The sequence below is a fragment of the Streptomyces sp. NPDC050287 genome (assembly GCF_044459385.1).
Lineage (GTDB): Bacteria > Actinomycetota > Actinomycetes > Streptomycetales > Streptomycetaceae > Streptomyces.
Window position 1 is genome coordinate 209,266 of record NZ_JBITIY010000015.1, and the last position, 13,916, is coordinate 223,181.

General features: G+C 71.9%; 12 protein-coding genes. 2 read left to right on the plus strand and 10 right to left on the minus strand.

All coding sequences use genetic code 11. The features are described from left to right. Positions 1-97: 97 nt before the first annotated feature. The 7 genes from cobT to ACIBK3_RS38755 form a co-directional block, all read right to left on the minus strand. On the minus strand, positions 98-4,369 hold the full coding sequence (gene cobT / locus ACIBK3_RS38725; protein WP_399372596.1) for a nicotinate-nucleotide--dimethylbenzimidazole phosphoribosyltransferase: 4,272 nt from the start codon (positions 4,367-4,369) through the stop codon (positions 98-100). A gap of 379 nt (positions 4,370-4,748) precedes the next feature. After that, a complete protein-coding gene (cbiE, locus tag ACIBK3_RS38730; RefSeq protein WP_399372597.1) occupies positions 4,749-5,966 on the minus strand; it encodes a precorrin-6y C5,15-methyltransferase (decarboxylating) subunit CbiE in 1,218 nt (405 codons plus the stop codon). 106 nt (positions 5,967-6,072) lie between these two features. Next, on the minus strand, positions 6,073-6,711 hold the full coding sequence (locus tag ACIBK3_RS38735) for a GNAT family N-acetyltransferase (protein ID WP_399372598.1): 639 nt from the start codon (positions 6,709-6,711) through the stop codon (positions 6,073-6,075). A gap of 170 nt (positions 6,712-6,881) precedes the next feature. Further along, positions 6,882-7,709, minus strand: a complete 828-nt coding sequence (locus ACIBK3_RS38740) for a MetQ/NlpA family ABC transporter substrate-binding protein (RefSeq protein ID WP_399372599.1) — start codon at positions 7,707-7,709, stop codon at positions 6,882-6,884. Between the two features lie 66 nt (positions 7,710-7,775). After that, entirely contained in the window at positions 7,776-8,513 is a 738-nt protein-coding gene (locus ACIBK3_RS38745) for a methionine ABC transporter permease (RefSeq protein ID WP_399372600.1), read from the minus strand. Next, complete coding sequence (locus ACIBK3_RS38750) at positions 8,510-9,553, minus strand: methionine ABC transporter ATP-binding protein (RefSeq protein ID WP_399372601.1); 1,044 nt, start codon at positions 9,551-9,553, stop codon at positions 8,510-8,512. Before ACIBK3_RS38750 ends, ACIBK3_RS38745 begins: the two co-directional genes overlap by 4 nt. Before the next feature lie 375 nt (positions 9,554-9,928). After that, positions 9,929-10,579: an HAD family hydrolase gene (locus tag ACIBK3_RS38755; protein WP_399372602.1), complete on the minus strand. Its 651-nt coding sequence runs from the start codon at positions 10,577-10,579 to the stop codon at positions 9,929-9,931. Positions 10,580-10,648: 69 nt separating this feature from the next. Here ACIBK3_RS38755 and ACIBK3_RS38760 point away from each other — a divergent pair, with 69 nt between their 5' ends. After that, positions 10,649-11,008, plus strand: a complete 360-nt coding sequence (locus tag ACIBK3_RS38760; RefSeq protein WP_399372604.1) for a hypothetical protein — start codon at positions 10,649-10,651, stop codon at positions 11,006-11,008. Beyond that, positions 10,989-11,426 carry a hypothetical protein gene (locus tag ACIBK3_RS38765; RefSeq protein ID WP_399372605.1) on the plus strand — a complete coding sequence of 146 codons (438 nt, stop codon included), beginning with the start codon at positions 10,989-10,991 and terminating at the stop codon, positions 11,424-11,426. The genes ACIBK3_RS38760 and ACIBK3_RS38765 overlap by 20 nt, the downstream gene beginning before the upstream one ends. A 21-nt stretch (positions 11,427-11,447) precedes the next feature. Here ACIBK3_RS38765 and ACIBK3_RS38770 read toward each other — a convergent pair whose 3' ends face one another. The 3 genes from ACIBK3_RS38770 to ACIBK3_RS38780 form a co-directional block, all read right to left on the minus strand. After that, positions 11,448-11,945 carry a GNAT family N-acetyltransferase gene (locus ACIBK3_RS38770; RefSeq protein ID WP_399372657.1) on the minus strand — a complete coding sequence of 166 codons (498 nt, stop codon included), beginning with the start codon at positions 11,943-11,945 and terminating at the stop codon, positions 11,448-11,450. A 45-nt stretch (positions 11,946-11,990) separates the two neighbouring features. Then, positions 11,991-12,497: a sigma-70 family RNA polymerase sigma factor gene (locus ACIBK3_RS38775; protein WP_399372658.1), complete on the minus strand. Its 507-nt coding sequence runs from the start codon at positions 12,495-12,497 to the stop codon at positions 11,991-11,993. A 73-nt stretch (positions 12,498-12,570) separates the two neighbouring features. Beyond that, positions 12,571-13,773 carry a glycerophosphodiester phosphodiesterase gene (locus ACIBK3_RS38780; RefSeq protein WP_399372606.1) on the minus strand — a complete coding sequence of 401 codons (1,203 nt, stop codon included), beginning with the start codon at positions 13,771-13,773 and terminating at the stop codon, positions 12,571-12,573. Positions 13,774-13,916 lie beyond the last annotated feature (143 nt).

Here is a 13,916-nt window from a genome sequence, read left to right on the forward strand (position 1 = left end):
GGCGGGGGTGTGTGGGCACAGCGGCGGCAGGAGGGAAGGGGGTCCGGGACCCTCGTCCCGGAATCCCCCTCCCGTGCTCCAGTGCCGCGGACAACCCCTACTTCTCGGTTACCCCCGCCGAGTCGAACGTCGCCACCTCGTGCATGGCTCTCGCCGTGCTCTGGACCAGCGGCAGGGCCAGCAGGGCGCCGGTGCCCTCGCCCAGGCGGAGGTCGAGGTCGACCAGGGGGCGCAGGCCCAGTTTGTTGAGGGCGGCCACGTGACCGGGTTCGGCGCTGCGGTGGCCGGCGATGCAGGCCGCGAGGACCTCGGGGGCGATGGCGCGGGCGACCAGGGCGGCCGCGCCGGCGCTGACGCCGTCCAGGATCACCGGCGTACGCAGGGAGGCGCCGCCGAGGAGGAGGCCGACCATCGCCGCGTGTTCGAAGCCGCCGACGGCCGCGAGAACGCCGATGGGGTCGGCCGGGTCCGGCTGGTGGACGTCGAGGGCGCGGCGGACGACCTCGGTCTTGCGGGCCAGCGTCTCGTCGTTGATGCCGGTCCCCCGGCCGGTGACCTCGGCCGGGTCGGCGCCGGTGAAGACCGAGATGAGCGCCGCGGACGCCGTGGTGTTCGCGATGCCCATCTCACCGGTGAGCAGGGCCTTGTTGCCGGCCGCCACCAGGTCGCGGGCGGTCTCGATGCCGACCTCGATGGCCTGCTTGGCCTCCTCGCGGGTCATGGCGGGGCCGGTGGTCATGTCGGAGGTGCCCGCGCGGATCTTGCGGGGCAGCAGGCCGGGGGTCGCCGGGAGGTCGGAGGCGACGCCCACGTCCACGACGCAGACCTCGGCGCCCACCTGGCTCGCGAACGCGTTGCAGACCGCGCCACCGCCGAGGAAGTTGGCGACCATCTGGGCCGTCACCTCCTGCGGCCACGGCGTGACCCCCTGCGCGTGCACCCCGTGGTCGCCCGCGAAGATCGCGACGGCCGCGGGCTCCGGGATCGGCGGCGGGCACTGCCGGGACAGACCGGACAACTGGGCGGAGATGATCTCCAGCATGCCGAGCGCGCCGGCCGGCTTGGTCATGCGCTTCTGGCGCTCCCACGCCTCGCCGAGCGCCTTGGCGTCGAGCGGGCGGATCTGGGCGACGGTCTCGGCGAGCAGGTCGTGCGGTTCCTCTCCGGGCAGGGCGCGACGGCCGTACGTCTCCTCGTGGACGACCCACGACAGCGGGCGGCGCTTGGACCAGCCCGCCTGCATCAGCTCGGGCTCGTCCGGGAACTCGTCGACGTACCCGACACACAGGTAGGCGATGACCTCGAGGTGCTCGGGCAGGCCGAGGGCGCGGACCATCTCACGCTCGTCGAAGAAACTGACCCAGCCGACGCCGAGGCCCTCGGCGCGGGCGGCGAGCCAGAGGTTCTCGACCGCGAGGGCGGCGGAGTACGGGGCCATCTGCGGCTGGGTGTGCCTGCCGAGGGTGTGACGGCCGCCGCGGGTCGGGTCGGCGGTGACGACGATGTTCACCGGAGTGTCGAGGATCGCCTCGATCTTCAGTTCCTTGAACTGCTTCGCCCGGCCCTTGGGGAGGGACTTGGCGTACGCGTCGCGCTGGCGCATCGCCAGTTCGTGCATCGAACGGCGAGTGCCCGCGGAGCGGATGACGACGAAGTCCCACGGCTGCGAGTGGCCCACGGAGGGCGCGGTGTGGGCCGCCTCCAGGACCCGGAGCAGCACCTCGTGCGGGATGGGGTCGCTGCGGAATCCGTTGCGGATGTCTCTGCGTTCACGCATGACCTTGAGGACCGCCTCGCGCTCGGCGTCGTCGTAGGCGGGCGCGGCCGGGCCGGTGGACGGTCGTACGTCTTCCACTGCGGCCGTGCTCTCTTCTTCCGGGTGCTGCGGGTCGTGCGGGTCTCGCTGGTGGTGCGGGGCTCGCTGGTCTTCCTGGTCTTCCTGGTCGGCGGCCCGGGTGGCCAGGTCCTCGGCGTGCTGCGTGAGTTGGGGGTCGCCGTCACGGGGAGTAGGGACGGCGGTGACGGGTTCCGGCGCCGACTGGTCCTCCGGGGGGAGGGTGAAAGCGCGCGGGGGTGTCGGCGCGTACTCCGCGGCCTGGGCCGGGGGCTGCTCGGCTGCTAGGCCGACGGGTGTGTGTGCGGGGCTGTCCGCGGGATGGGGTGCGTCGTCCATGACGGGCATGGCGGGGGCGAGTTGCGGGCCCTGGGCCTGGTGGACGTCCCGAGCGGTGGGTGTCCGGCCGGGGTCCGGTACGGCGTGCTCGGGCATCGCCTGCTGCGGTGACGCGTCGTGGGGCATCGCGGCGGCGGTGCCTTCGGTGTCCGGGAAGGGGGCGGGGGTGCCGTCCGTGAACCGGGCCTCGTGCGCGGGGTCCGGAGCGGCCGGGAAGGGCACGGCTTCGGGGGACCGCGGTGCGCCGGGGGCGACAGCGGCGGCCTCGGGGGGCTGTCCGGGGTCCGACGCGGGGGCGGCCGACGGGATCTGCTCGGTGGCCGGGGATGTTCCGGCGTCCGGGGTGGGGTGGGTGACCGAGGTGGAGTGGGTGACCGGGGCCGAGTCGGCGCCGGGCGCCTGCATGGCGTCCGCTTCGGGAAGTTGTCCGGCGGTCGGGGCCGATCCGTCGTCGGGGATCGCGGGCTCGGGAGCGCCGGCCTCGGGCGTCGGCGCGATGCCGGTAGGGGCTGCTCCTGAAGCGGGGTCACCGTGCGGCGCGGGCTCGGACGCGGCGACCGCGGACACGGGCTCGGCGACGTCCGCGCTGTCGGGACGCTGCCCGGCGTCCTCGACCGGGACGCCTTCGGGACGCTGAGCGGCGTCCGGGGCCACGGGGCCTTCCGGCAACTGACCGGTGTCCGGCGCCACGGCGTCTTCCGGCAACTGACCGGCGTCGGGCGCCACGGCGCCAGACGCAAGGTCACCCGGGGCCGGTGCGACGGCACCTGGCGCACCTTCACCGGGACCCACGGCGAGGGCACCTGGGCCGTCCGCACCCGCCTCGTCCTGACCGGCGTCCGGCACAGCGGTCGTTGCCGGAACCTCGCCGGTGTCCGCGTCGGCCTCAGCTCCGGGTGTCTGATCGTCGCCCACGGCCGCCACCGCGCCGGGCTCGGAGTCCGGGCCCGGGGCGACGTCCGGCCCGGGTTCCGTCGCCGTCACGTTCTGGGCGGTGTCGGAAACCGGTACCGCGCCCGAAAGCTGCTCGCCTTCCGAAGCCGGGGCGCCTTCCGACGGCTGACCGGCGTCGGGAGCAGGAGCGCCCGGCAGCTGACCGGCATCCGGACCGTGCGCGCCCGCCGCGAGATGCCCGGCATCCGCACCTCGGGTGCTCTGCGACAGTGGCCCGGCATCCGCCACAGGAGCGCCCACCGGCAACTGACCGCCATCGGGGCCGTACGCGCCTTCCGGCGTCTGCCCGGTACCCGGGACCTCGGCCCCCTCCGTCGGCTGCGCGACCGCGTCCGGGGCGTAGGCGCCCTCCGTCGACCCGTCGGCATCCCACGTCTGCGCCGACGCGGCACCCGGCTCGGCCGCACCGTCGAGCGGCGTCTCGCCCCCTTGCGGAGGCTGCGCGTGGAGTTCCGCCTCATGACCCGGCACCGCGAGACCCGCGTCCGCGAACTGGGGCTGCGGCTGGGGTGCGAAGCCGGATTCCGTCGACTGCGGCCCGACACCGGGGTCCGCCGACGGACGTACCGGAGCCGCCTCCGCGGCGGTCGTCTGTGCGGGATCCGTCGGCTCGGCCGGCTGACTCTCCACCGGCTGACCCTCCACGGGAACAACCGTTTCAGCAGCCGTGGCCTCCGCGCTCACCGGCGCCTGAACCCCGGACTGCACCGCACCCTGAACCTCGGTCTGCACCGCCGTCGGCGCACCCCACGGCGTCGCGCCCTGCGGGGACATCTCGCGCGGTTGCGGGACGTCGAGGTACTCGGGGTCCGTCGTGGGCGGGCCGGAGTGCCGGACGGGCGCGCCGACGGCGCCGCGGTCGGCGAGGGAGCGGACCGGGCTCGCGGAGGTGTCGGGAATGGGCGGCCCGAGGTGGAGGGGGCGGCGGGGCGGATTGGGCATGGCGGGCTGGACCGGCGGGTTGGGGAGGCGGACGGCACTGAGGTCGACGGAACCGCTGTCGCGGCCCGAGATCTCGTGCGGGCCGGGCTCGTGCACGGCCTCGACGACGGGCTCCGGCGCGGGCGGCGGTACCTCGTTGCCCCAGGCGCCCTGGGCACCCGGCAGCAGCAAAAGGTCTTCGTCCTCGGCGGTGGTCTCGGAGAGGTAGGTGTACGCACCGTGCGCGGAGGCGCCCGGCTGATCCACCATGCCTGCGTTCTCCGGCAGCCCCTCGGCCGGGATCTGGCCGGTGTCGGTCATGCGTACCCCTCGCCCAATCGGTTAGTGCTTCTACGGCCGGTTCACCCGGAACGGCGCACCGACCGCCCCGCAGTGAAGAACGAGCGTGCGTGCCCAGCGGCACGAACGACCCGTCGCCAAAAGACGACAAAGCCATTAACTGGCATTGTCGCGGCCGTTGCGCCGTCACGACAGCTTGATCCGCGACGGCCCGCTGTGGACTGCGCCACGTTGCGCGTCCTCCGGTTCTGCCGTACCACACCCACCCCAAATCGGGCGCGTTTTCCGGACATTGGCCTACGAAGCGCCGGGTGTCCGAGTGCGGTACAACGATCGGCCAGCCTACCGCGCGCGGTACGACAACAGGATCACGGGGACAGCATCCGGGACGGAACGGGAATCAGGCCGTACGGTCCGGCAGGACACCGCTGAGCAGGAACGCGACGCTCCGCTCGGTCTCCGTCCAGGCCCGGGTGTCGAGTTCGACGGACTGGACGAGGGCGCACTCGACCCGGTAGCCGTGCTCGGTCAGGTCACGGCCGACGAGTTCGGCGGCGTCGCGGGTCGCCGCGTGGGTGACGATGCGCTGCGGGCGGCGGTCGGCCACCGCCGAGACGACGGCCGCTCCCCCGCCGCCGACGCGGACGACGTCCGGTTCGGGCAGGTCCTCCAGGACGTGCGGGGCGGTGCCGCGGATGATCTGCAGCTGGACCCCGAAGCCCCGTGCGGCGGCCTCTGTGCGGGCGCACGCCGGAAACTCCCGGTCGACGGCGATGACGGCGGCGCCGGCCCGGGCGGCCTCCACGGCGAACGCGCCGCTGCCGCAGCCGATGTCCCACACGAGGTCGCCGACGCGCGGTCCCAGGCGGGCGAGTTGGGCCGCGCGGAGCAGTTCCGCCTCTCCTTCGCCGAGGTCGCCGCCGTACGCCTCGGCGGGCAGGGCCCAGCCGCGCGGTCCGGTGCCCGGGTCGCGCCCGAAGATCCAGCCGCCGCTCTCCCCGGCCCCCGTGCCCGCGGGACCGCCGATGACGATGACGACGTTGGGGTCGCGCCAGGTGTGGTCGGCGGCCTTGTCGGAGGTGACGACGGTGACCTGCTCGTGTTCGGTGCCGAGTTCCTCGCAGATGACGAAGGTGCGGTGGACGCCCTCCATGAGGAGGCCGAGTTCGGCCGGACCGGCGCCGGGCGAGGTGAGGACGGCGACCTTGGTGTGGGCGCGGCACACGTTCACGGCGCGTCGCAGGGTGCGCCGGTGGGCGACGACCACCTGGGCGTCGTCCCAGGGCATACCGGCACGGGCGAAGGCGGCGGCGACGGAGGAGACGGCGGGGACGACTTCGACCTCGAGGCCGAACTCGGGTGCGCGCAGGGTGCGTACGACACCGAAGAAGCCGGGGTCGCCGTCGGCGAGGACGACCGCGGTGCCGCGGTGCCCTGCGATGCGGCGGGCGGCGAGGGCGACGCTGCCGAGGCGGATGCGTTCGGCGCGGGCCGGCACCTCGGGGAGCGCCAGGTGGTGGGCGGCTCCGGCCACGAGGGTGGCGGCGCCCAGAGCGGAGCGTGCCGCGGCGGTCAGCGGCGAGCCGTCCCAGCCGATCACCGTGACCCGGTCGGCCATCGTCTCTCAGTCTCCAGGGGGTTTGCGCAGGTTGTCAGGGGCAGCACCCGGGGGTGCGGGCTCCGTGAGGGTACCTGGTGGAGGCGGCCGGGTCGTGGCACCCGGTTCAGTTCCAGTCGGAGAAGGAGGTGAATCCGCGGGAGTCGGCCAGCTGCTCGCCCGCTCCGTCCAGGTCCTCCGGGAGCAGGCTCCACACGATGAAGTCGGTACGGACGTCGGTCCAGGTGCCGTCCTCGGCGCGGACGTGGGCTATGCAGGCGTTGCGCAGGACGCCCTCGCTGATGCAGCCGATCTTCTGGGCGACCTGCTGGGAGGCGGTGTTGTCGGCCGCCGTGCGCAGCTCGATGCGTTCGAACTTCTGGTCGCCCAGCAGCCACTGGGCGGTGGCCAGGGCCGCTTCGGAGGCGTAGCCCTCGCCGCGGGCCCAGGGGGCGATGACGTACGACAGTTCGGTGGAGCGGATGTGCCAGTTGGTCTTGCCGAGTTGGACGATGCCGACGAGTCGTTGGGTGAGGAACTCGGTGACCGCGAGGTCGAGGCCGCGGCCGGCGGTGCGTTCCGTGGGGGCGTACTCGGTGATCCAGGTGCGGGCCTGGTCCTCGGTGTACGGCTGGGGGACGTCGGTCCAGGCTCCGACCTGCTCGTCGTTCATCATCTCGGCCAGCGCGGGCACGTCGTCCTCGTCGAGGGGACGCAGCACCAACCGCTCCGTGCTGATGGAGATGTTGGGGAAGGTGCTCGTCATGCGCCGCTCCGTAACCGTCGGGAAACCTTCAGCCTGCTGAGCTGCCCAGCATGCAGCATGTGAGCCCGGAACCGCACGACGGGGTCCACCCCGAGTCATCGGATGGACCCCGTGCGTGGTGATACGCCGTATACGCGCCCTCGGCCGGGGCCGGCCGGCGGCCGCGGGGATCAGAAGGACGCGATGACGGAGCCGTCGTACGTGTCCTGGATGAACTTCTTGACCTCGGCGGAGGTGAGGAGCCGGGCGAGCTTCTTCACCCGCGGGTCGTCCTGGTCGCCCTCCTTGACGGCGAGGAAGTTGCCGTACGGGTTGTTCTTCGCGGACTCCAGTACGAGGGCGTCCTTGGCGGGCTTGAGGCCGGCCTCGATGGCGTAGTTGCCGTTGACGACCGCGGCGTCCACGTCGTCCAGGGAGCGCGGGGTCTGGGCCGCCTCCAGCTCCTTGAAGGTGAGGTTCTTGGGGTTCTTCGCGATGTCGGAGGGGGTCGCGTCGTTGCCCGCCCCGTCCTTGAGCGTGATGATCCCGTGGGCGGCGAGGAGCTTCAGCGCCCGCGCCTCGTTCACGCTGTCGTTCGGGACGGCGACGGTGGCACCGCTCTTCAGGCCGTCGGCGCTCTTGACCTTGTGGGAGTAGAGGCCGAGGGGCTCCAGGTGGACCGTGACGACGGGCACGATGTGGGTGCCGTTCTTCTTGTTGAAGTCGTCGAGGTAGGGCTGGTTCTGGAAGTAGTTGGCGCCCACGGAGCCGTCCTCCGTCGCCGTGTTCGGCGTGACGTAGTCGGTGAACTCCCTGACCTCCAGGTCGAGTCCCGCCTTCTTCGCCAGGTGGCCCTTGACGTAGTCGAGGATCTCGGCGTGCGGGGTCGGGCTCGCGGCGACGACCAGCGGTCCGTCGGCGCCGGGGCCGGAGTCCTTGTCCGAGCCGCACGCGGTGAGCCCGAGGGTGAGGGCTCCGACGGCGAGGACGGCGGTGGTGATCTTGGCGGTGTTACGCACGAAAAGTGCCTTTCCTTATGGGTGGAGCGGCCCCGCGGTGGGTGTGCGGGGAGTCCGGGAGAGGGGTCAGGCGACCTTGCTGATGTCGGCCGCGGCCGGCTCCTTCGCCTTCAGCAGGCGCAGCTTCGGCCCGGGACCGGACCGGCCGCCCCGGCGGTGCAGGGAGCGGGCCGCGTAGTCGCCGGCGAACTGGATGACCGAGATGACCACGGCGAGGATCGCCACGGTGATCCACATCAGGTCGGTTTCGAAGCGCTGGTAGCCGTAGCGGATGGCGATGTCGCCGAGGCCGCCGGCGCCGACCGTGCCGGCCATCGCGGAGTAGCCGATGAGGGCGACGATCGTGGTCGTGGTGCTGGAGATGAGGGACGGCAGGGACTCCGGTACGAGCACCTTGCGCACGATCGTCCAGGTGTTGCCGCCCATCGCCTGCACGGCCTCGACGAGCCCTCCGTCCACTTCGCGGACAGCCGTCTCGACCAGGCGGGCGAAGAAAGGGATCGCGCCGATCGCGAGGGGCACGATGGCGGCCTCGCGGCCGATGGTCGTGCCCGTGAGGGAGCGCGTGAAGTTCATCAGCGCGACCATCAGGATGATGAACGGCATCGAGCGGGCGACGTTCACGACCTGGCCGATGACCTTGTTGGCGACGACGTTCTGAAGCAGTCCGCCCCGGTCCGTGAGCACGAGGAGGACGCCGAGCGGAAGCCCGCCGACGACGGCGATCAGCGTGGACCAGCCCACCATGTAGAGGGTGTCCCAACACGCCTGCTCCAGCAGGGGCTGCATTTCGGACCAGGTCACTTGGCACCTTCCTTCACCGGCAGGGATTCCTGGCCCGCCGCGTCGAGCACGTCGATCTGCAGGCCCTGTTCGCGCAGAAAGCCGATCGGCACGACGTTGTCCTCGTAGCGGCCGGGCAGTTCGATGCGCATCCGGCCGACCTGGAGGCCGCCGACGGTGTCGATGGCGGCGCCGAGGATCGATATGTCGATGTTGTAGGTGCGGGAGAGCTGGGAGATGACCGGCCGGGTCGCCGCCTCGCCCTGGAAGGTGACGTCGACGACGGTCCGGTCGTCGCCGGAGGCCTCGCCGCCCACCGGGAAGAGCGCGGAGGCCAGTTCGGAGCCCGGGGTCGCGAGCAGTTCGCTGACCGTGCCGGACTCGACGACGCGGCCCTTCTCCATCAGGGCGGCCGAGTCGCAGATCGACTTCACGACGTTCATCTCGTGGGTGATGAGCAGGACGGTCAGGCCGAGTTGGCGGTTCAGGTCGCGCAGCAGCTGGAGGATCGAACGGGTGGTCTCGGGGTCGAGGGCGCTGGTCGCCTCGTCGGACAGCAGCACCTTGGGGTCACCGGCGAGGGCGCGGGCGATGCCGACACGCTGCTTCTGACCGCCGGAGAGCTGGGCGGGGTAGGCACTGGCCTTGTCGGCGAGACCGACGAGGTCGAGGAGTTCCAGCGCCTTGCGGGAACGCTCCTTGCCCGACGTGCCGAGGATTTCCAGCGGCAGCTCCACGTTGTCCTGCACGGTCCGCGTCGACAGCAGGTTGAAGTGCTGGAAGACCATGCCGATACGGCTGCGCGCCTGGCGCAGTTCCCGGCCGGCCCGGGGTCCGCGCCCGGCCAGGGCGGTGAGGTCCTGGCCGGCGACGGTCACCGTCCCGGCGGTGGGGCGTTCGAGGAGGTTGATGCAGCGGATCAGCGAGGACTTGCCGGCGCCGGACTGGCCGATGACGCCGTACACCTCGCCTTCGCGGACGTGGAGGTCGACGCCGTCGAGGGCGGTGACCTCGCGGCCGCGGGATCGGTAGACCTTGGTGAGGCCCGATGTGGTGATCACGTGGATTTCCGTCACTGTCGTGTACAGGGCGTGGGTGTGCCCTGGCGGGTGCGTTCGGTCGGAGCGCGGCACGGTTCTCGTGCGGTGGCGTGGGAGCCGGGGGAGAACAGGTGCGCGGGGCCGCGTCAGTCACGTACGGGATGGGCGTACGGACAGGCCGCGGCGACTCGCTTCGGGGCGCGGGGCGGCGCGGGCCTGAGGGTGGTGCGGGGGCCCTCTAGAAGGCGCACATTCGACACGGACAACGAACACCGGGCGTCAGGATCGCCTCGGTCGCAAGGGTGCGGCTGCTCGTCGTGGTCATGCGATCAGTAAAACAGACCTACGGTCCTGACAGTGCGCCACTGTCCGCATGCTGGACGGGGCTCACGCCCCTCAGGTGCGGCGGGAGATCTCCACTCCCCCGTCGGTGACCACGACGGACAAGGCCGACAGGTCCTTCACCACGAGGTCGGCGGTGAGTTCGTGGGCCTGGTGGGTTGTGGTCAAGGCCACGGTGGTCATTCCGGCGGCACGTCCGGCCTGGAGTCCGGCCGGGGCGTCCTCGAAGACCACGCAGTGGGCGGGGTCGACGCCCAGTTGGCGGGCGGCGAGCAGGTAGGGCTCGGGGTCGGGCTTGCCGCGGGTGATGTCGTCGGCGGCGATCAGCGTCTTGGGGAGGATGCCGACGGCGTCGAGGCGGGCCTCGGCCAGGCGCCGGGTGGCGGAGGTGACGACGGCCCAGCGGTCGGCCGGCAGCGCGTCGAGGAAAGCCCTGGTGCCGGGCAGCAGGTGCACGCCGCCGTTCGGTACGTCCTCCACTTCCAGCTTCTCGATCCGCGCGACGGCCTCCGGGACGACGTCGGCGGGCAGCAGGTCGGCGGCTATCTCCACGGCCGGCCGCCCGTGCAGTTCGACGCGGGCGAAGTCCTCGACGGTGATCCCGTACTCCGCGGCCCACCGCGTCCAGCAGCGGTCCACGGAGGCGAGGGAGGAGACGAGGGTGCCGTCGTTGTCGAACAGGAGGGCTTGTGCGTGGATCTTCATGCCCCCGACCCTACGACCCTCGGCGGGGTCGGCCGCGCCGGGTCTTTTGGCCCGTAATAGGGTCACGGCATGCTTGATGCCCTGACGCTCGTGACCGGCGTCGCCGCACTTCTGCTCGCCGCGTGGTGCGGCTGGGCCGCGTACCGTGACCAGCCGACGAAGGACTGGCACTTCATCGGGATGGCAGTGGTCTCGGTGCTGGCGCTGGTGCAGCTGGTGATCGGGATCGTTCAGCTGGCACGGGGCGAGAAGCCGGACCAGGGCACGACGATCTTCGTGGCGTATCTGATCGGGGCGTTCGCGTGCATACCGGCGGCCGGGTTCATGTCTCTGGCGGAGCGGACCCGGTGGGGGTCGGTGACGGTCGCCGCGGGCGGTGTGGTGCTGGCGGTGCTGGAGGTACGGCTCTATGACATCTGGGGAGGCTGAGGTGGCCGTGACGGAGCGGAAGCGGACCAGGTCTCGGCTGATCAGCGGGCCGGGCACGCTGTTGGTGTGGCTGTACGGCGTGATGGTGGTCGGGGCGGTGTCGCGCTCCGTCTACCAGATCGCGACCGAGTTCGACCGGGCGCCGCTCGCGTACTCGTTGTCGGCGGTCGCGGGTGTGGTCTACGGGTTCATCACGTACACGCTGGTGCGCGGCGGGGAGACGGCCCGCAAGGCGGCGCTCGTGTGCTGCGCCGCCGAGCTGGTGGGCGTACTGACCGTCGGCACCTGGACACTCGTGGACCGCTCGGCGTTCCCGGACGCGACCGTCTGGTCCGACTACGGGATGGGGTACCTGTTCATCCCGGTGCTGCTGCCCGTGTCGGCCATCTACTGGCTGCGCAAGGCACGCACCGCGTAGCAACCGGTACCCCGGCACCCCTCAGGCCGTGGCCGCGTACGTGCCCGCGTGCTTCTCCAGGACGATCATCTCGAGCCCGTCCGCGCCCCTCGACGTGCCCACCGTCTCGTAGCCCACGCGGCGGTACAGGCGCAGGTTGCCCTCGCTGCGGTGGCCCGTGAAGAGGCGGAACTTCTTGGCGCCGCGCTCCTCCGCCAGGGCCGACTCCGCCGCACGCAGCAGCCGTGCGCCGATGCCGTGGCCCTGGAGGCGGGGGTGGACGCAGAGCTTGCCGATGGCGGCCGAGCCGTCCTCGGTGACGCGGCCGCGGACCGAGCCGACCACCTCGTCGCCGAGCCGGGCCACGAAGACGCAGTCGGCGGCGACCTCCTCGCGGACCGAGTCCAGGCTCTCGACGAGCGGGTCGATGCGGTAGTTGCCGTACAGCGCCGCCTCACTCTGGAAGCACAGGTACTGCAACCTGAAGATCTGCTCCGCGTCCTGCTCGGCCGCCGCAGAGATGGTCACGCTCATGCCCATGTGCGCACGCCTCCCGCTCACCTGATCACCTGTTGTCCCTCACTCCTATCCCCGCCCTCCGTGGGCCGCAACCTCCGGTGTGAGCAATCGCCGAAGACATCCCAGACATCTGGAACGTTCCGGGCCAAGACTGCCCTGTGAGATACCCAACTCCCCCGCGATCTCGCGGTAGGTCAGGTCCCGCGGCGACAGGAGCGCCTCCATGAGGCGGGGGCAGCGGCCGGGCAGCCGGCGTACGGCGTCATGCAGGGCGCGGCGGCGCGCGGCGGCGAGGGCGAGCTGTTCGGGAGTGCGGTTCCCGTCATCGGCCGGTTCGATGCCGTACGGCCGTTCGACACGGTTCGTACGGCGGGTGCGGCGGGACTCGGAGCGGACGGCGCGGCGGAGCCAGCCGTGCGGGTCGAGGGGCGGGTCCTGGGCGTCCAGGCGTTCCAGGAGGCGGAGCCAGACCGCCTGCTCCAGGTCGCCGGGCTCCGTTCCGGTGGCATGTGCCTCCGCGGAGGCCTCGGCGGTGAGTAAGGGGCGCAGGGTGGTGAGCAGGTCGTGCGTCATATTCAGGGCGACGCGGCGGCCCGGGCCCGGGTTGCCCGGGCCGCCGGACGTCACCCCAACCGGGATGGGCGGCTCAGCCGTTGACGAAGTCCTGGCGGGCCAGCAGGCCGGTGTCCGGGTTGTCGGTGAAGACGCCGTCGATGCCGGTGGCGAAGTAGACCTGGAAGGCACCGAAGGCGTCGCCGTAGGCGTCCGCGTCCGTGCCCTTGCGGAACTCGGCGGGCAGGAAGGGGTTCTCGTTGCGCATCGTGTAGGGGTGCAGGACCAGGCCGACGGCGTGGGCGTCCTTCACCAGGGTGGTCGGGGTGGTGAGCCTGCCGTCGGCGTCCTTCGGGATGACCAGGTCCAGGGTCGGGCCGACGCCCTGGGCGTAGCCGGCGATCTCCCTCAGGCCCTTGCGGGTGATGAGGTCGGCGGTCGTACGCGGGTCGCCGGTCTCGACGAAGTCCCAGGGACGGCTGTTCGCGGCGGACAGCAGTACCACCAGCGGGTTGTCGACGAGCTTGTTCAGGCGCTGGATGCTGGTCGGCTCGAAGGACTGCAGGATGACCGGCGAGTTCCGCTTGTCCTTGCCGTACTTGCGCAGCAGCTTGGCGACCCGCTCCTCCAGGCCCAGGCCCAGCTTCCGGAAGTAGGTGGGGTGTTTGGTCTCCGGGTAGATCCAGACCTGCCTGCCGCGCCCTCGGGTCTGCTCGTCCTGCCACTTCAGGACCTCTTCGAAGGTGGGGATCTCCCAGCGGCCGTTGTAGAGGGTGTTGTGCGGGCGGTTGGCCGGGATGCGTTCGATCGCGCGCAGCGTCTTCAGCTCGGCGAGCGTGAAGTCCTCGGTGAACCAGCCGGTGGTGGGGACGCCGTCGAGGACCTTGGTGGTCTTGCGGCCGGCGAACTCGGGGTGGTTCGCGACGTCCGTGGTACCGCCGATCTCCGGCTCGTGACGGCAGACGAGGTGGCCGTCCTTCGTGGGCACGAGGTCGCCGGCCTCGACGATGTCGGCGCCCAGGTCGAGAGCCAGCTGGTAGGAGCCGAAGGTGTGTTCAGGACGGTAGCCGCTGGCGCCCCGGTGGCCGATGACCGTGGGCACGGGCAGGGCCTTCAGACCGCCACCGCCGTGTCCCGCGCCCGCCGCTCTCGCGGTGCCGGACAGTCCGAGGACCGCGCCGCCCGCGCCGAGCACCGCGGCACCGAGGAGCGCCCGGCGCCCCGTCCGCCCTTGCTCGGCGGCCTCGGCGGGACTGGTGGACCTGGTGGACTCGTGCTGCGACTCCTGCGGTGCCATGAGCGCTCTCCCTGACGTCGGCTCGTGATGCGCGCCGATCGTAGGTGGGCGCACATGGCGGGCGGGAGACCCGCGGCGGAACACGTGGGTGACACGGGATGTCACATGGGATCGATGGGAACAGTTGTCTGATGCTCCGTCGG

What these genes read in the sequence shown, in the direction of transcription:
- ACIBK3_RS38755 (WP_399372602.1), bottom strand. Translation starts at nt 10,579, where the DNA reads ATGAAGATCCACGCACAAGCCCTCCTGTTCGACAACGACGGCACCCTC.
- ACIBK3_RS38775 (WP_399372658.1), bottom strand. Translation starts at nt 12,497, where the DNA reads ATGACGCACGACCTGCTCACCACCCTGCGCCCCTTACTCACCGCCGAG.
- cobT (WP_399372596.1), bottom strand. Translation starts at nt 4,369, where the DNA reads ATGACCGACACCGGCCAGATCCCGGCCGAGGGGCTGCCGGAGAACGCA.
- ACIBK3_RS38735 (WP_399372598.1), bottom strand. Translation starts at nt 6,711, where the DNA reads ATGACGAGCACCTTCCCCAACATCTCCATCAGCACGGAGCGGTTGGTG.
- ACIBK3_RS38780 (WP_399372606.1), bottom strand. Translation starts at nt 13,773, where the DNA reads ATGGCACCGCAGGAGTCGCAGCACGAGTCCACCAGGTCCACCAGTCCC.
- ACIBK3_RS38770 (WP_399372657.1), bottom strand. Translation starts at nt 11,945, where the DNA reads ATGGGCATGAGCGTGACCATCTCTGCGGCGGCCGAGCAGGACGCGGAG.
- ACIBK3_RS38760 (WP_399372604.1), top strand. Translation starts at nt 10,649, where the DNA reads ATGCTTGATGCCCTGACGCTCGTGACCGGCGTCGCCGCACTTCTGCTC.
- ACIBK3_RS38765 (WP_399372605.1), top strand. Translation starts at nt 10,989, where the DNA reads ATGACATCTGGGGAGGCTGAGGTGGCCGTGACGGAGCGGAAGCGGACC.
- cbiE (WP_399372597.1), bottom strand. Translation starts at nt 5,966, where the DNA reads ATGGCCGACCGGGTCACGGTGATCGGCTGGGACGGCTCGCCGCTGACC.